Source organism: Aeromonas sp. R5-3 (genome assembly GCF_040908225.1).
GTDB classification, from domain to species: Bacteria; Pseudomonadota; Gammaproteobacteria; order Enterobacterales; family Aeromonadaceae; genus Aeromonas; species Aeromonas dhakensis.
Window position 1 is genome coordinate 41,892 of sequence record NZ_JBFODH010000024.1, and the last position, 16,378, is coordinate 58,269.

General features: G+C 64.4%; 16 protein-coding genes. 9 read left to right on the forward strand and 7 right to left on the reverse strand.

Translation table 11 applies throughout. The annotated features are described in order from the left end of the window. The first annotated feature begins 166 nt into the window (after positions 1 to 166). The 7 genes from AB5Y95_RS16960 to AB5Y95_RS16990 all read left to right on the forward strand — a co-directional run bounded on the left by AB5Y95_RS16960 (position 167) and on the right by AB5Y95_RS16990 (position 8,079). Entirely contained in the window at positions 167 to 2,599 is a 2,433-nt protein-coding gene (locus AB5Y95_RS16960; protein ID WP_368161647.1) for a heavy metal translocating P-type ATPase, read from the forward strand. Positions 2,600 to 2,609: 10 nt separating this feature from the next. After that, positions 2,610 to 2,999: a Cu(I)-responsive transcriptional regulator gene (gene cueR, locus AB5Y95_RS16965; RefSeq protein WP_005306864.1), complete on the forward strand. Its 390-nt coding sequence runs from the start codon at positions 2,610 to 2,612 to the stop codon at positions 2,997 to 2,999. 84 nt (positions 3,000 to 3,083) lie between these two features. After that, positions 3,084 to 4,238 carry a GGDEF domain-containing protein gene (locus tag AB5Y95_RS16970; protein WP_005306862.1) on the forward strand — a complete coding sequence of 385 codons (1,155 nt, stop codon included), beginning with the start codon at positions 3,084 to 3,086 and terminating at the stop codon, positions 4,236 to 4,238. A gap of 30 nt (positions 4,239 to 4,268) precedes the next feature. Beyond that, complete coding sequence (locus AB5Y95_RS16975) at positions 4,269 to 4,532, forward strand: YihD family protein (protein ID WP_005306857.1); 264 nt, start codon at positions 4,269 to 4,271, stop codon at positions 4,530 to 4,532. A 198-nt stretch (positions 4,533 to 4,730) separates the two neighbouring features. After that, positions 4,731 to 6,179, forward strand: coding sequence for a cytochrome c oxidase accessory protein CcoG (gene ccoG, locus AB5Y95_RS16980; RefSeq protein WP_005306854.1), 1,449 nt, complete (start codon positions 4,731 to 4,733; stop codon positions 6,177 to 6,179). A gap of 74 nt (positions 6,180 to 6,253) precedes the next feature. Next, complete coding sequence (locus AB5Y95_RS16985; protein WP_017781290.1) at positions 6,254 to 7,243, forward strand: serine/threonine protein kinase; 990 nt, start codon at positions 6,254 to 6,256, stop codon at positions 7,241 to 7,243. A gap of 227 nt (positions 7,244 to 7,470) precedes the next feature. Continuing rightward, positions 7,471 to 8,079, forward strand: a complete 609-nt coding sequence (locus AB5Y95_RS16990; RefSeq protein WP_017784248.1) for a thiol:disulfide interchange protein DsbA/DsbL — start codon at positions 7,471 to 7,473, stop codon at positions 8,077 to 8,079. Positions 8,080 to 8,149: 70 nt separating this feature from the next. Here AB5Y95_RS16990 and phnE read toward each other — a convergent pair whose 3' ends face one another. The 5 genes from phnE to AB5Y95_RS17015 all read right to left on the reverse strand — a co-directional run bounded on the left by phnE (position 8,150) and on the right by AB5Y95_RS17015 (position 13,228). After that, the gene (gene phnE, locus AB5Y95_RS16995; RefSeq protein WP_368161648.1) at positions 8,150 to 9,697 is read right to left on the reverse strand and encodes a phosphonate ABC transporter, permease protein PhnE; all 1,548 of its coding nucleotides are present in this window, start codon (positions 9,695 to 9,697) and stop codon (positions 8,150 to 8,152) included. Beyond that, positions 9,685 to 10,446, reverse strand: a complete 762-nt coding sequence (locus AB5Y95_RS17000) for a phosphonate ABC transporter ATP-binding protein (protein ID WP_368161649.1) — start codon at positions 10,444 to 10,446, stop codon at positions 9,685 to 9,687. The genes phnE and AB5Y95_RS17000 overlap by 13 nt, the downstream gene beginning before the upstream one ends. Beyond that, positions 10,443 to 11,288 carry a putative selenate ABC transporter substrate-binding protein gene (locus AB5Y95_RS17005; protein ID WP_042050029.1) on the reverse strand — a complete coding sequence of 282 codons (846 nt, stop codon included), beginning with the start codon at positions 11,286 to 11,288 and terminating at the stop codon, positions 10,443 to 10,445. Before AB5Y95_RS17005 ends, AB5Y95_RS17000 begins: the two co-directional genes overlap by 4 nt. A 124-nt stretch (positions 11,289 to 11,412) precedes the next feature. Beyond that, entirely contained in the window at positions 11,413 to 12,591 is a 1,179-nt protein-coding gene (pncB, locus tag AB5Y95_RS17010; RefSeq protein WP_017781287.1) for a nicotinate phosphoribosyltransferase, read from the reverse strand. 1 nt (position 12,592) lies between these two features. Then, positions 12,593 to 13,228: a nicotinamidase gene (locus AB5Y95_RS17015; protein WP_005306831.1), complete on the reverse strand. Its 636-nt coding sequence runs from the start codon at positions 13,226 to 13,228 to the stop codon at positions 12,593 to 12,595. Between the two features lie 75 nt (positions 13,229 to 13,303). Here AB5Y95_RS17015 and AB5Y95_RS17020 point away from each other — a divergent pair, with 75 nt between their 5' ends. Further along, on the forward strand, positions 13,304 to 13,954 hold the full coding sequence (locus AB5Y95_RS17020) for a DNA mismatch repair protein MutT (protein WP_005306829.1): 651 nt from the start codon (positions 13,304 to 13,306) through the stop codon (positions 13,952 to 13,954). Positions 13,955 to 14,054: 100 nt separating this feature from the next. After that, positions 14,055 to 14,540 (forward strand): DUF523 domain-containing protein, encoded by a 486-nt coding sequence (locus AB5Y95_RS17025; RefSeq protein ID WP_368161650.1) that lies wholly within the window; start codon positions 14,055 to 14,057, stop codon positions 14,538 to 14,540. Here AB5Y95_RS17025 and AB5Y95_RS17030 read toward each other — a convergent pair. Together AB5Y95_RS17030 and AB5Y95_RS17035 are read right to left on the reverse strand one after the other, a co-directional pair. Continuing rightward, a complete protein-coding gene (locus AB5Y95_RS17030; protein ID WP_010635708.1) occupies positions 14,486 to 15,439 on the reverse strand; it encodes an acyltransferase in 954 nt (317 codons plus the stop codon). The genes AB5Y95_RS17025 and AB5Y95_RS17030 overlap by 55 nt on opposite strands. Then, on the reverse strand, positions 15,433 to 16,347 hold the full coding sequence (locus AB5Y95_RS17035) for an acyltransferase (RefSeq protein ID WP_010635709.1): 915 nt from the start codon (positions 16,345 to 16,347) through the stop codon (positions 15,433 to 15,435). The genes AB5Y95_RS17030 and AB5Y95_RS17035 overlap by 7 nt, the downstream gene beginning before the upstream one ends. Between the last annotated feature and the right edge of the window lie 31 nt (positions 16,348 to 16,378).

A 16,378-nucleotide genomic window follows, 5' to 3' on the forward strand; every position in this document is an offset into this window, starting at 1 on the left:
CCGCGTAATAGTTGAATGCGGCGCCCGTTTGCTCCCTGGCAGCAAACGGGCGCCGTTTTTTCATCTGTAAAAAGTGAGTCAGGTGGCTTGAGCTTACCCTTAGAGTAAAGGTTAGGGTTTGCTGGTCGGTGCTCGTTCTGGCCGACGGGTTCCGGGGAGGAACAAGATGACCACTCATATTCAATTACCCATCCATCTGCAGCTGCCGCTCACAGGCATGAGCTGTGCCAATTGCGCCAGCCGCATCACGACCGCCCTCAACAAGCTGGAGGGGGTCGAGGCGACTGTCAACTTCGCGCTGGAGCAGGCCGCTATCGACCTGGCCAGCCCCGACCGTTTGCCGGCTGTGCTGGAGAGCATTCAGGCACAGGGCTATGACTATGGCCACGAGACGCTCTCCTTCCAGATCAGCGGCATGACCTGTGCCGGTTGTTCGACCCGTCTGAACAAGATGCTGGCCGCACTGCCGGGCGTCATCTCAGCCGACGTCAACTTCTCGCTCGAACAGGCCCGTATCGTGCTGGTGCCCGGGATGCAAACCCCCGCCGCCCTGCGCGAGCAGATCGAAGCCCTCGGATTTGGTGCCCAGCTGGCGCAGGGCTCGGCCAGCGGCCGCCGTCAGCAGTTGCTGGAGCGGGAAGCGCAGGAGGCCGCCAGTGCCCGTCAGGCGCAGACCCGGGTCATCGTCTCGGCGCTGCTGACCCTGCCGCTGCTGGCGGGCATGCTGGCCATGGCCGGTCTGCTGCCCTGGCATCTGCCCGCCTGGCTCGAACTGGTGCTCGCCACCCCGGTGCAATTCTGGATCGGGGCTCGCTTCTATCGCGGTGCCTGGCTCGCCATCAAGAACCGCTCCGCCAACATGGACGTGCTGGTGGCGACCGGTACCAGCGCGGCCTACTTCTACAGCCTCTATCTGCTGCTGACCCTGGGGATGGCCGCCAGCGGCCAGCTCTATTTCGAGGCGAGCGCCATCATCATCACCCTGATCTCCCTCGGCAAGTTGCTGGAAGCCAGGGCCCGACGCAGCACCCAGTCCGCCATTCGCGAACTGATGGCACTGCGGCCGGAAACTGCCACCGTCTGGCGCGGTGAGAGCTGGCAGAGCGTCGCCATCGACGAGGTGCTGCGCGGCGATCGGCTGCGGGTGCTGGTGGGTGAGCGGGTGCCGGTGGATGGCAAGATCCTGAGCGGCGAGAGCGAGCTGGACGAGTCGATCCTCACCGGCGAGAGCCTGCCGGTGCCCCGCGGCGAGGGCGACAAGGTGCTGGGCGGCGCCATCAACCGCTCCGGCGTGCTGGAGATCGAGGCCACGACTGTGGGGGAGGACTCCAGCCTCAGCAAGATCATCGCCCTGGTGGAGAGCGCCCAGATGGGCAAGGCCCCGCTGCAGCAGCTGGTGGACAAGGTCTCCGCCGTGTTCGTGCCGGTGGTGATGGCCATCGCCCTCTTTACCCTGCTGGTGTGGTACGCCATCGGCAACGACTTCGGTCAGGCGCTGCTGGCGGCGGTGGCGGTGCTGGTGATCGCCTGCCCCTGCGCGCTGGGACTGGCCACGCCGGCCGCCATCGTCACCGGCACCGGGGTGGCGGCGCGCCACGGCATTCTGATCAAGGATGTGGATACCCTGCAGAAGGCCCACGCCATCAAGGCGCTGATCTTCGACAAAACTGGCACGCTCACTCAGGGCCGGCCGGTGCTGGCCAGCTGGAGCGGCAACGACGAGCAACTGCGCCTCGCCGCCGCCCTGCAGCAGGCGAGCGAGCACCCGCTGGCGCTGGCCATGCGCGAGGCGGTCGGTCAGGATGCCGTGCTGCCCCAGCCGGAGGCGGTGGAGGTGCGGGTCGGTGCCGGCATAGTCGGCCAGGTGGCGGATCATTCGGTCGCCATCGGCAATGCCAGTCTGCTGGCCCAGCTCGGCATTGACGTACCAAAACAGGATGAACAAGCCGCCGACGGCGCGACCCGGGTCTGGGTGGCCATCGACGGCGTGGTGGCCGGTATAGCGGCCCTGGCCGATACCCTGAGACCGGAGAGCCCCGAGGCCATCGCTACCCTACGCCAGCGCGGCATCGCCAGCTGGCTGGTGAGCGGTGATGCGCCGGCGCCGGTGGCCCATATCGCCGCCAAGCTGGGGTTGGACGGGGCGTTTGACTCCGTGCTGCCGGCCGGCAAGGTGGAAAAAGTCGAGGCGCTGCGGGCGCAAACCCGCGGGCTGGTCGCCATGGTGGGAGACGGGGTGAACGACGCTCCGGCGCTGGCGGCGGCGGATGTAGGCATCGCCATGGGCTCCGGCTCCGATGTGGCGATGGAGACCGCCGCCATCACCCTGATGCGCTCTGATCCGCGGCTGGTGGCCGATGCCATCGACATCTCGGCGGCCACCTGGCGTACCATCCAGCAGAACCTGTTCTGGGCCTTCGTGTTCAACATCATCGGCATTCCGCTGGCGGCGCTGGGTTACCTCAGCCCCGAGCTGGCGGGGGCGGCCATGGCCCTGAGCAGCATCACAGTCTTGAGCAATTCCCTGTTACTGAAACGCTGGCAACCGCGGGCGCTCGCCCATGCCAGCCACCATGTCAGCACTGAATCGAACCGTTAAGGAGTCATCCATGAACATCAGCAAGGTAGCCAAGGCGACGGGACTGACCGCCAAGACCATCCGCTACTACGAGAGCATCGGCCTCATCTCGGCGCCGGTACGCAGTGACAACGGTTACCGCAGTTACACCGACTCGGCCCTGCGCGAGCTGCGCTTCGTCAAGCGGGCGCGGGAGACCGGCTTCAATCTGGAGGAGTGTCAGGAGCTGCTGGCGCTCTATCGGGACGAGCACAGAACCAGCGCCCAGGTGAAGAAGCTGGCGCAGGAGAAGATCGTCGATCTGCGCGCCCGCATCGCCGGCCTGCAGGCCATGCTCAGCTCCCTCGAGGGGCTGGTCGGCTGCTGCCACGGGGACGAGAATCCCGAGTGCCCGATCCTCGACGAGCTGGAGCGAGGCTGACTAACCGCTTAATAACGGACGTTTTATTGTTGGCTCCGAAGGGGTAGTGGTAGACTGTGCGGCTCTTGTACAGGGAGTACGCAGTTGACCCAGAGTGTGACACGTCAGGTAAAGCAGGCCATCATGGCCCAGCTCTATACCCACGCCTCATTCAGCCTGCCTTGCCTGGGTCTGCTGGCACTTGGCTGGAGCCTGCTGTTCCACGACTACCTGCCCGCCAGCGAGGCGCTCGGCTGGCTGGCGAGCGTGATGCTGTTGCTGCTCTGCCGGGGTTGGCATCTGCGCTGGCGCCAGCCCAGGCTGGCACAGATCCCGCTGCCGGTGCTGGAGCGCGAACTCTTCATCGGGGTGACCATCACCTCCATCATCTGGGCGCTGGGCGTGCTGCTCTACATGGACAAGCTGCCCGATACCTATCGTGCCGCCATGATGATGCTCGCCAGCCTGATCCTCACCGGCAGTGCCATCATGCTGTTCGGCAGTCGCCGCTCCCTCTATGGAGCCGTGCTGCCGCTCGGGCTCGCCATGGTGTTCGAACTGGGGGCGGGCAACGAGCAGGAGCGGATCGTCTCCAGCATGCTGGCCGGCTACCTGTTCGTCTTCCTGCCGACCCTGCTGCGTCGCCTGCGGCGGGATCAGGTGGCCTCCCTCTATCACCGTTTCTCCAACGCCGACCTGGTGGCCGAACTGAAGGCGGTCTCCGAGCACCTCAAGCTCACCTCCCGGCTGGACGGGCTGACCGGCATCGCCAACCGGGCCCACCTCGACTACTGCCTCGAGCGCGCCTGGCGTCGCTGCCACCGGGCTAGGGCGCCCCTGTCGCTGGTGCTGGTGGATGTGGACTACTTCAAGCAGTTCAACGATCTCTACGGCCATCAGCTGGGGGATGAGTGCCTGCAGCAGGTGGCGGGTCTGTTGGCCGAGGTGCAGCGGCGGGAGGACGATCTCGCCGCCCGTTACGGTGGCGAGGAGTTTGCGCTGCTGCTGCCCTGCACCAGCATGCAGGGGGCCATGCAGATCGCCGAGAACGTGCGGGTGGCCCTCAAGGAGTTGAGCATTCCCCATCAGAAGTCCCTGGTTTCCGGTCGGGTCAGCTGCAGTTTCGGGGTGGCGACCCTGGTGCCGGATCAGACCCTCTCCATCAGCGAGCTGATACAAAAAGCGGATGCGGCCCTCTATCAGGCCAAGCATAATGGGCGGGATCGTATCGAAGTAGCCTTGATGGGTAAGGTTGCCTGAGTTTCACAAGACAGATTAAAGAGGTCGTCTATGCAATGTCATCGTATCGAAGAGCTGCTGGAGTTGTTGCAGCCTGCCTGGATCAAGGAACAGGATCTCAGCCTGGTACAGTTTGTTGCCAAACTGGCCGAAGAAGCGGGATTTGAAGGGCCTCTGTCCGAGCTGACCGACGACATGCTGATCTACCACCTCAAGATGCGTGAGTCCGACAAGCAGGCGATGATCCCCGGTCTGGCCAAGGACCACGTGCCCGACTTCAAGGAAGCCCTGCTCAAGGCCCGCGGCATCAAGTAAAGAGTGCGCTTGCTGGAAGCTTGATGGTTTTCAAAGGAATCTCTTAAAAAGGCGTTTCGTCAACTGGCGATACGTCTTTTTTGTTGCTTGAAATTGCGACACCACTCGAACATTAGATACATTTTACCCACACAATTAGCAGGCTGTTTAAGATATAATCCGCCCCATAACAATTAATTAATGGAGCGAAGTGTTGCAATGGCCGACCAGGACAAGATCGATATCAAGGATGTCACCGGCGATGTAACGGGGACGTTCAACCCCAATACCTTCAAAGCCAGCGACGACAGGTTCAACCCCGGCAACCGCATCTATGTCCGGGCCCAGACCGGCTACTGGCAGCGGATGCGCAAGGCCATGGGCTGGTTCTTCGTGGTGCTCTTCGTCGCCATTCCCTGGTTGCGCTATGACGGTCGACAGGCCGTGTTGTTCGATATCGGCCATCAGCAGTTCCACATCTTCGGCGCCACCATCTGGCCGCAGGATCTCACCCTGCTGGCCTGGGTCTTCATGATCGCCGCCTTTGCCCTCTTCTTCGTGACCACCTTCCTGGGGCGGGTCTGGTGCGGCTACCTCTGTCCGCAGACGGTGTGGACCTTTATGTTCATCTGGTTCGAAGAGAAGCTGGAAGGCTCCGCCAACAAGCGCCGCAAGCTGGACGCCTCGCCCTGGAACGGCGAGAAGCTGGCCCGCAAGGGGGCCAAGCACCTGGCCTGGCTCCTGCTGTCGCTGGGTACCGGCCTCACCTTCGTCGCCTACTTCCAGGATGTGTTCCAGCTGGTGCCTGACTTCTTCACCCTGCAGGCCAGCGGCTGGGTCATCTTCTGGGTGGTGCTCTTCGCCGCCTGCACCTACGGCAACGCCGGCTGGATGCGCGCCATCATGTGCATTCACATGTGCCCCTATGCCCGCTTCCAGTCCGCCATGTTCGACAAGGACACCTTCATCGTCGGCTATGACACCAAGCGCGGCGAGACCCGGGGTGCCCGTTCCCGCAAGGCCGATCCCAAGGCGCTGGGACTGGGGGATTGCATCGACTGCGATCTGTGCGTGCAGGTCTGCCCGACCGGCATCGACATCCGCGACGGCCTGCAGTACGAGTGCATCAACTGCGGCGCCTGCGTCGACGCTTGCGATCAGACCATGGAGCGGATGGGCTATCCGAAAGGGCTCATCAGCTATACCACAGAGCACAAGCTGGCCAATGACTCCACCCATGTGGCGCGGCCCAAGCTGATCGGTTACGGCCTGGTGATGGCCATCATGCTGGGGGTGTTCGTCTACAACGCCATGTCCATCATGCCGATGGGGCTCGACATCCTGCGGGATCGCAACCAGCTGTTCCGCGAGAACAGCGAGGGGCTCATCGAGAACACCTATACCCTCAAGATCCTCAACAAGACCTTGCATCCCCAGACCTATCAGCTGGATGTGGAGGGGCTGCCGGAGCACGAGTGGTTCGGTCCGCGCGAGGTGACCCTGAAGGCCGGCGAGATCTATACCCTGCCGGTGAGCGTGGCCGTCGACCCCTTCAACCTGAAGAAGCCGACTCTGGACATCCGCTTCGTGCTCAAACGCGAAGGGGCGGCGCCGGACGACAGCAAGGGGACCCTGCGCCAGCCCAGCAAGTTCATCAGCCGGTTGTGACGGCAAGGCACACCGCCAGGCACGGCAACGGCGGACAGTAGTGATAGAATGGGGCGCAACGGCGCCCCTTTCTCATGGTGGATGACATGCGTTTCAACTATTCCGATCTCACTCCCGACCTCATCATGGATGCGCTGGACCTCAGCGGTCTGCGGCTCGACTCGGGCCTCATCGAGCTCAACAGCTACGAAAACCGGGTTTATCAGTTCCAGGACGAGGATCGTCGCCGCTACGTGGTGAAATTCTATCGTCCCGGCCGCTGGAGCCGGGCCCAGATCCTCGAGGAGCACGAGTTTGCCGCTCGCCTGTGCGAAGCGGAGATCCCGGTCGCCGCTCCGCTCGCCTTTGCCGGCGAGACCCTGCTGGAGCATCAGGGCTACCCGTTTGCCATCTGGCAGAGCGTGGGGGGGCGCCAGTTCGAGGTGGACAACCTCGACCAGCTGGAGTGGGTGGGGCGCTACCTCGGCCGCATCCATCAGCTCGGTGCCAGCAAGCCGTTTCACCACCGGATCCGGCTCGACGTGGAGACCATGCTGCACGAGCCGCGTCAGCTGCTGGCGTCCGGCGAGTGGCTGCCGAGCGGGCTGGCCAAGCAATTCTTCGGGGTGCTGGACGAGCTGATCAAGCATGTCAGTGACGCCATGACCCTGGATGTGGCGCAGATCTCCCTGCATGGCGACTGTCATCCGGGCAACATCCTGTGGCGCGACGGTCCCATGTTTGTCGATCTCGACGACTGCCGCACCGGCCCCGCCATCCAGGATCTCTGGATGATGCTGAACGGCGAGCGCAGCGAGCAGCAGATCCAGCTCGATACCCTGCTGGCGGGCTACGAGGAGTTCATGGAGTTCGACCCGCGCGAGCTGGCGCTGATCGAGCCGCTGCGGGCCATGCGCATCGTTCACTACATGGCCTGGCTGGCGCGGCGCTGGGAGGATCCCGCCTTCCCCCGCCACTTCCCCTGGTTCAACACCGAGCACTACTGGCGCCAGCAGATCGCCACCCTGCACGATCAGCTGGAGGCGCTCAAGGCGCCGCCCCTGACCCTGATGCCGGGCTGGTGATGTGGCGGGTTGCCGGCCGTTCGCCATGCCTGCCGCAGACCCGCGGCAGCCTATCAAGGCGTTCGCGCTGACGCGGGCACCGGGGAGAGAGCTTGACGACCTGGTGCGCGAGGGATGGGACTCGCACCCCCTGCTTGATCATTGACTGTGCAGTGGTGACGCAATAGGCTTGGCACTGCTTCGGTTCGCCGGGCGTGCCTCACAGTGATCCCTTAACAGGAAACGTCATGAAAAAAATTCTGTTTTTCCTTGCTGCCATGCTGATGATGCCCATGGTTCACGCCGCCCCCGAATTCAAGGAAGGCGTCAACTATGATGTGGTCAAGCAGACCGGTAGCGCCCAGCCGGAAGTACTGGAGTTCTTCTCCTACTACTGCCCCCACTGCGCCAAGTTCGAGCCGATTGCCGAGGATCTGAAGAAGAACCTGCCGGAAGGCGTGCCGATGAAGAAGAACCCGGTGGCCTTCCTGGGCCGCGAAATGGGTCCGGAGATGCAGCGTGCCTACGCCGTTGCCAGCCTGCTGAACGTTGAAGGCAAGCTGACCCCGGCCATCTTCGACAAGATCCACACCCAGCGTCAGATCCCGCAGAGCCGCGCCGACGTGAAGCAGATCTTCGTGGACAACGGCGTACCGGCCGAAGAGTTCGACGGTGCCGTCGACAGCTTCGCCGTCTCCGGCATGGTCTCCCAGTTTGACCGCAACACCGAGAGCTACAACATCCGCGGTGTGCCGGCCTTCCTGGTCAACGGCAAGTACATGGTGAAAATCGAATCCATTACTTCCCAGGATCAGTTCAACCAGCTGGTGAAATTCCTGCTGGCCAAGAAAGACTGACCTCGTCTGATCCCATGAAAAAAGCCCGCCGGTGCAAACCGGCGGGCTTTTTGTTTATCAGGAGCCTGCGTCAAATCTGGCAATCCCGCTGAGTGGGGGCCGGGCGCGGCAAGCGGGTGCGGCGGCTGATGGCCTCCGCCAGCCAGACCAGCAGCAGGATGGCCAGCAGCAGGGTGGCAGTCTGATCGTAACGGAACAGGCTCAGGGAGACATAGAGCTGCTGCCCCAGCCCGCCGGCGCCGACCACGCCGAGTATGGTGGCGGCCCTCAGGTTCATCTCGCCGCGATAGAGGCTGTAGGCCAGCCACTGGCGCGTGACCAGGGGAAACAGCCCGTACCAGAAGCTGGCAATGGGGCCGGCACCGCTCAGCTGCAGGGCTAGGCGGGGGGCAGGATCCGCGTTCTCCAGGGTCTCCACGAACAACCGCGCCAGCACTCCGGTGGTGTGCAGGGTCAGCGCCAGTATGCCCGCCACCGGCCCCAGCCCGACCGCGATCACCAGCAGGCTGGCGAAGATGAGCTCGGGTACCGAGCGCAGCAGGTTGAACAACAGCCGCAGCGGCCAGCAGTGGCGAGCGAGGCAGGCCAGCGGCAGGGCCAGCAGGGCGCTGAAGAGGGTACTCAGCAGCGCCATCTGCACCGTATCGAGCAGGCCGCTGGCCACCGTCTTGAGGAAGGGCCATGACCAGTCCGGTTGCAAAAACTCCCCCATGAAGGAACCCAGCCCGCTCAGGGAGAAGCTCAGCATGCGCCAGTCGAGCTGATAAAGGGCGAGAGCTGCGGCCAGCCCCAGGCAGATCAGCAACAGCAGGCCGGGGGAGCGGCTGTGGCGCAACCAGGCGCTGAGGCCATCCGCCAGGGTTACCAGCAGGATAAAGGCCAGCAGCAGGGTCACCACCTCGCCACCGGCAAACATGCGCAGGGAGAGCTCGAGCTGCTGGCCGAGCCCGCCCGCGCCGACGAAGCCCATGATGACAGAGGCGCGCAGGGCGCACTCCCAGCGGTAAACGGTGTAGGAGAGCAGCTCCTGGCGCACCGCGGGCAGCACGCCGTACCAGAGTGCCTGCAGCCGGCCGCTGCCGCCCAGCAGCAGGGCGCGGGCCGGTTGCAGGGCACCGCTCTCCATGATCTCGTTGTAAACCTTGGCCAGCATGCCGCCGTAACTGACCGCGATGGCCAGGATGGCGGCCAGCGGCCCGAGCCCGGACAGGCGCACGAACAGCAGTGCCCAGATGAGCTCGGGCAGGCTGCGCAGCACGATGGCGACGAGGCGCGAGAGGGCCCGCAAGGCGCTGCGCAGCGGGCTGGGAATCGGGCCCAGTTCGGCCAGCGACAGGGCGCGTGAGCCGAGCAGGGCAAACGGCACGCCGAGCAGCAGGGCGCCCGCCAGCCCCAGGGTGGCGACGGCCAGGCTCTCCAGGGTCGCGGTCAGGGTCAGGGCGAGAAAGTCCCGATCAAAACGGGGTGGCCAGCTGGTGGCGAGGAAGTTACCCATCTGCCGCCAACTCTGGCCGTCGAACAGGCCGAGCCAGCCGTCGGCCTGCTGCCACAGGCTGTAGCCGACCAGCAGCAACAGCCAGGGCAGGGGATGGCGCCAGCGGTGGGTCAGTTCAAACACGCAGCCGCCTCGTCATCACCGGCATAGAGCTCGGCCAGCATGGCCGGGGTGACGGCCGTCGCCGGACAGTCGAACTGCACTCGCCCCTCGCGCAGGCCGATGATGCGGGGGAAGCGGCCGAGCGCCAGCTCGACCGCATGCAGGTTGGCGATGAGTGTGCTGCCCCGGGCGCGGGCCTGGGCCAGCAGGGCATCCAGGCTGCTCTGGGCGAGCACGGGGTCGAGGGCGGAGACGGGCTCGTCCGCCAGGATCAGGTCCGGCAGCTGATAGAGCACCCGGGCGATGCCGACCCGCTGCAACTGGCCACCGGAGAGCTCGCCGCAGCGCTGTTGCCACTTGTCGGCAAGGCCGAGGCGGGCCAGTTCGGCCCGCGCCCCTGCTGGGTCGCAGGGGCGCAGCAGGGAGAGCAAGGAGCGGCCGAGGGACCACTGGCCGAGCCGACCGGCCAGCACGGCGGTCACCACCGGCTGGGAGGCGGGCAGCGGCGGTTGCTGCCAGACCATGCCGATCCGGCTGCGCAGCCGCTGGCGGTCCCGGGTGGAGAGGGTCCAGGGATCCTGCTCCCAGAGGGCTAGCCTGCCCTCGCCACGCAGCTCGGTGCCGATCAGCCGCAGCAGACTGGTCTTGCCCGCACCGCTCGGCCCTATGATGGCCACGCACTCGCCCGCGGCTATCTGCAGGTTGAACGGCTGCAGGATGCGGCTCTGGCCGAGCCGCAATCCTTCCCCGTCCAGCGCGACGGCGATCACTTCAGCAGGCCGGCCTGGGTGGCGGCGGCTTCGATGCCCAGGTAGTTCTCGGGCTTGGTCTCGATGAAGCGGCTGGCGCGTTGCAGCTTGAGGATCTCGGCCTGGGCGGGCACCGCCGGATCCAGGCTGAGGAAGGCTTGCTTGATCTTCTCTTGCAGGGCCGGGTCCAGGCCGCCGCGCACGGTCCAGTTGTAGTCAAAGTAGGTCGGGGTGGTCCAGATCACCTTGACCTTGGCGGTGTCGACCTTGCCCTCTTCCACCAGTTTTTCCCACACGGAGGCGTTGAGCGCACCGGCCGGCACCTTGCCGGAGGCGACCCAGGCGACGGTGGCGTCGTGGGCGCCGGAGAAGGCGACGTGGGCGAAGTCACGCTCCGGGTTGATGCCCTGCTCGGCCAAGAAGTGGCGTGGCATCAGGTGACCGGAGGTGGAGGAGGGGGAGCCGAACGCAAAGTCCTTGCCCTTGGTGTCGGCCAGGGTCTTGATGCCGCTGTCGGCATTGGCGATGAACTTGGAGGTGAACTGGGCATCCTCCTGGCGTTGTACCAGGGGCACCACCTTGTTGGCGCGGCGATGGGCCTGCACATAGGTGAAGCCACCGAGCCAGGCCATGTCCAGCTTGCCGGCGGCCAGTGCCTCGACCACGGCGGCGTAGTCGTTGACCGGTACGAACACCACCTCGCGGCCGGTCTTCTCGGCCAGGTAGTCACCCAGCGGGGCAAACTTGCGTTGCAGCTCGGTGGGGGCCTCGTCCGGGATGGCGGAGACCCGCAGCGGTTCGGCGGCGATGGCGCCCAGGCTGGTGAACAGGGTGGTGAGGGCGAATATCCATTTGCGGGTCATGGTGCACTCCTTGGTGGGCTGTCGTTCGGGCAATAGAAAGGCCCGACACCAGTCGGACCTGACGAGGAGAGAATGGTAGGGGGCCACTGGCCACTGGCGCAAGATGCGCCCCCAAAAATAGGCGTTAGACCCCGACGTGGAAGGCCTGCTTGAGGTTGCGGATGAAGTCCGCGTCCCGGCACAGGGTCTTGCCCGGACTGTCGGAGATCTTGGCGACCGGGCCGCCGTTGCACTCGATCAGCTTGAAGACGATGTTCATCGGGCTGACGCCGGGCAGATCGCAGGTGAGCTTGGTGCCGATACCGAAGCTGGTGTTGATGCGGCCGCGGAAGTGGCGCAGCAGCTCGACGGCCTTGTCGAGATTGAGGCCATCGGAGAAGACCAGCGTCTTCTCGGTGGGGTCGATGCCGAGCCGCTGATAGTGGCTGATGGCCTTCTCGCCCCACACCACGGGATCGCCGGAGTCGTGACGCAGCCCCTGATAGCGGCTCGCCAGCTCGAAGTCGAAGTCGCGCAGGAAGGCATCCATGGTGATGCAGTCGGTGAGCGCGATGCCGAGGTGGTTGGTGAACTCATCCAGCCAGCTGGTGAGGGCGGCACGCTGGCTGTGCTCGAGCGGGAAGCCGAGCTGCTGATGGGCCTGGAACCACTCGTGGGCCTGGGTACCCACCGCCGGCAGGCCGTACTTCTGGGCCAGCAGGTAGTTGCTGGTGCCGCGAAACGCCGGCAGCCGCTCCTGGAGGCGACCCACCACCGCATCCTGCACCGCGAGGGAGAAGCGGCGACGGGTGCCAAAGTCGATGAGGTTGAATTCGCTCATCTCTTCCCGGCTCAGCTCCCGCTCCAGCTTGTCGAGCTTCTGATCGAGCCGCTCCAGCGCCTGGCTGACGCCAAACTGGGGGTAGCGGAAGCGGTTGCGCATCTCGCTGATGATGGCGAGCACCGGGATCTCCCACAGGATCACGTCCTGCCAGGGGCCCTCGACCCGCACGTTGATGCGACCATCCTGCTCGAACACCTTGAGCAGGGAGGCATCCAGCGGCTTGCGGCGCAGGTGGTCGAGGTAGTCAGGGGTAAAGAAGGGGCGCTCCGCCAGGAAGTTGAGCTCGGGCCGGGTCAGCCGCAGGGAGCCGGCGAGGCGCAGCTGCTCCTCAATCTGACCCATCATGGGCAGCAGATCTTCCTCGTTGCGGCTGTGGAACTCGGCCACCACCTCGGCATCCGGATAGCGATGGAACACCGCCTGCTGCATGTGCAGTTTGTAAGCATCTGTATCGAGCAGGCTGTTGAGAATAGGAGGCATATCAGGCGTCCAGCAGGCGTTGTACATCGGCAAGGGTCTGGGCCAGTTCGGCGCCGGCCTCGATCATCTGGGTGTGGGCCTGAGCGACCGTTTCGGGGGCGATGCCACGGCAGGCATCGAGATGGACGATCACCCGGAAACCGGCGCGGCGCAGCTGCAGTACGCTGGTCTTGACGCAGTAGTCGGTGGCGAGGCCGCCGGCCAGTACGGTCGTGACGCCGCGGGACTGCAGGAACTCGATGAGCCCGGTGCTGCGGCGCTCGGCCAGATCGTGGAAGCAGGTGCCGTAGGGGTGCAGATCCGGCTCGACCCCCTTCCAGACGAAGAAGTCGTAATCGACCGGGGCCGGCAGGCCGTCGAGCAGTTCGAAGCCGCGAGTGCCCGGCACGCAGTGCACCGGCCAGGTGAGGTCGGCGTTGGGCATATCCAGCGGCAGCAGCATGCCGGCAGGGTCGCTGACGGCCCAGGCGGCGTTGGCCGGGTGTGAATCCTTGCTGCCGACCCGCAGGCTGGCGAGGGTGGCCTGAGCGTTGAGCGCAGCCACAATATCATCCCCGCCCGCGACGGGCAGTTCGTTCGGGCAGAGGGGGGTAAACCCCTTCTGCGCATCAATATCCAGGCTGGCGACGGTTCCCATTGAGTGGCTCCTGCACATACTATTCGTGTGATATTATCTACCAAACATTAATCGAAGGCGAGCAGGGCGATCGGCATGTTGAGAATGAGTCTGGATATGGTGGTGCTGCGGTTGAACGAGGAGCGGCTCGAGCTGCTGCTGGAGACCCGCGATCGCCCGCCCTTTGCCCACTGCTGGCAACTGCCGGCCCTGCGCATCGACGAGACCCGGGATCGGGATCTGGACGCGGCTCGCCATCGCCTGCTGACCGAATGGGGGCTGGGCCACTGCTACAGCGAGCAGGTCTGCACCCTGGGCAACCTGGAGCGGGATCCCCGTGGCTGGTCCACCACCCTGGTCTACCTCTGTCTGGTGGATCCCGAGGTGGAGGTTCTCCACGGCTGTTGGCACCCGCTTGCAGCCCTGCCGGGGCTCAGTCTCGCCTTCGACCACACCCAGCTGATCGCCAGAGGGCTGGAGCGACTGCGCATCAAGAGCCGTTACAGCACCCTGCCGCTGCAACTGCTGGGGGCCGAGTTCACCCTCTCCGAGGTGCAGCGGGCCTTCGAAATCATCCTGCAGACCCCGATGAACACGGCCGCCTTTCGCAAGCGCATCCATCGCGCCGATATCCTGGTGGACACCGGCCGCAAGCGCACCGGCAAGCAGCGTCCCGCCATCCTCTACCGGCTGGAGAGCCCCTGCTGCGTGATGTTCGATCAGGTGATGCACGGAGCGGAAGCATGAGTGGTGCGGGTGTGCACAAGGTATTGGTAAGCGCCTGTCTGCTGGGTCCATGTTCGTTGCGCTACGAGGGCCCAGGTTTTAGCCTGCGGGGGAGCAAAGCATGAGTGAGACCAGCGTGCACAAGGTACTGGTGAGTGCCTGCTTGCTGGGTCAGCCGGTTCGTTACGACGGCCAGAGCAAGGGCATCGTCAGCGACTGGCTGCAGACGCTGGGGGCCGAGGGGCGGGCATTGGCCTTCTGTCCCGAGGTGGCGGGCGGCCTGCCGACGCCGCGCCCCCCTGCCGAGCGGCAAGGGGAGCTAGTGATGACCGCAAGCGGGCTGGATGTGACGGCGGAGTTTGCCCGTGGCGCCGCGCTGGCGCTGGCGACTTGTCAGCAGCAGGGCATTCGCTTCGCTCTGCTCAAGGAGGGGAGCCCCTCCTGTGGCAGCGGCCGCATCTACAACGGCCGCTTCGAGGGGCAGTCCGTGGCGGGCGAGGGCATGACCACTGCCCTGCTGCGCCGCCACGGCATCGCCGTGTTCAGCGAGGATCAGCTGCCCGAGCTGGCCTCGGCGCTCGCCTCGGCTGCCTGCTGCTCGGTCTGAGCCGCCGCATCGGCCGCCTGCCACTGCGCCAGCACGGCGTCCTTCTCCTGCCAGCGCTGGTTCAGCCACTCCTGGAAGCCGCGCTTGAACTGCTTGTCATTGAAGTAATCCCCCACCAGCTGCTCGTCCACCGGCAGCTCCTCGATTCGTACCCGGATGCGCTTCATCCGCCCCATCAGGAAGTCCTTGAAGGGGGTCTCGACGTTGTCCGGATAGCTGATGGTGACGTTGATCAGGCTGTCGAACTGCTCCCCCATGGCCGCCAGGGTGAAGGCCAGCCCCGCCGCCTTGGGCGGCATCAGATGCTGGTATCGGGAGCGTGATGCGTCCCGTTTCTGCTCAGTGAAGCGGGTCCCCTCCACGAAGTTGATGACGGTGGTGGGGATGTGGCGAAACTGCTCGCAGGCGTTGCGGGTGGTCTCGATATCCTTGCCCCGCAGATGCGGGTTGCGTAGCAAGAACTCCCGTGAGTAGCGACGCATAAAGGGCATGTCCAGCCCCCAGCAGGCCAGCCCCAGCAGCGGTATGTAGATGAGCTCGTGCTTCATGAAGAACTTGGGCACCGGCAGCCGGTCGCGAAACAGGTGGCCGAGCACGACTATGTCGGTCCAGCTCATGTGGTTGCTGATGATGAGATACCAGCCATCCTTGCGCAGCCGGGTGTCGTCCTCCACCTGCCAGTCGATGCGGGTGGTGAGGCGGATCACCAGGGCGTTGCAGGCCAGCCACAGCCGCATGAAGCGGTTGTTGAGCCGGCTGCAGGCACGGGCCAGGGGCGGAACGGGCAGCAGTTTGACCAGCGACACCAGCAGGATCAGGCTGGCGCACAGGGCGGTAAACAGTATGGTCAGGCTGGTGCTGATGAGCAGCACCAGCGGACCCGGGAGCAGGCTTAGCATGGCGTAGTTTGGGGTGTCTTGTCTGCCAGCAGCTGGTTCAGGGTCTGGTCCTTCTCGTGCCAGATCCCGTTCAACCACTGCTGAAACTCTTGTTGGAACTCGGGGTCATTGAAGTAATCCCCCACCAGATTGCGTTCGATCGGCAGAAAGCGGACCCGAACCTTGATCTCCTTGACCCGACCGCACATGAAGTCCCAGTAGCTGGGGATGCCGCCCGGATAGGCGATGGTGACATCCACCAGCTTGTGCAGCTGATCGCCCATGGCTGCCAGGGTGAAGGCAATGCCGCCAGCCCTCGGGTGCAGCAGGTGACGATAGGGCGCTGCCTGTTTGTCGTGTTTGCGGGCGGTGAAGCGAGTGCCCTCGACAAAGTTCATCACGCTCACTGGAATGTGGCGGAACCGGGCACAGGCTTTACGGGTTGTCTCTATGTCTTTTCCCTTCAGATGGGGATGCTTTTCCAGAAATTTCCTGGAATATCGCCGCATGAAGGGGAAGTCGAGCGCCCACCATGCCAGACCGAGAAAAGGTACCCAAATCAGCTCTTTCTTGAGGAAAAACTTCAGGAAGGGAATTTTTTGGTTAAAAACCCGCTGCAGTACCAGTATGTCGACCCAGGATTGATGGTTGGCAATCACCATATACCACTCATTCCGGTGCCCTTTGTCCACTCCGACCACATCGAAAGGGGTTCTGATGATGGTTTTCTGGATCAGGTTGTTGAAACCGATCCAGCAGCCGGCGCTGCCATCCAGCAGGGCATTGCAGAAGGTGCGCCAGCCCTTGAGGGGCAGCACCAGCTTGAGCAGGCCCAGCGAGAGGATCGGGATAAACCAGAACAGGGTGTTGAGAAAATAGAGCAGGGTCGAGAGGCTGCCGCGCAGTCGCTCAATCAGCTTGTTGGGCATGGGTCGGGTCCGTCTTGCTGTCGATAAAGGG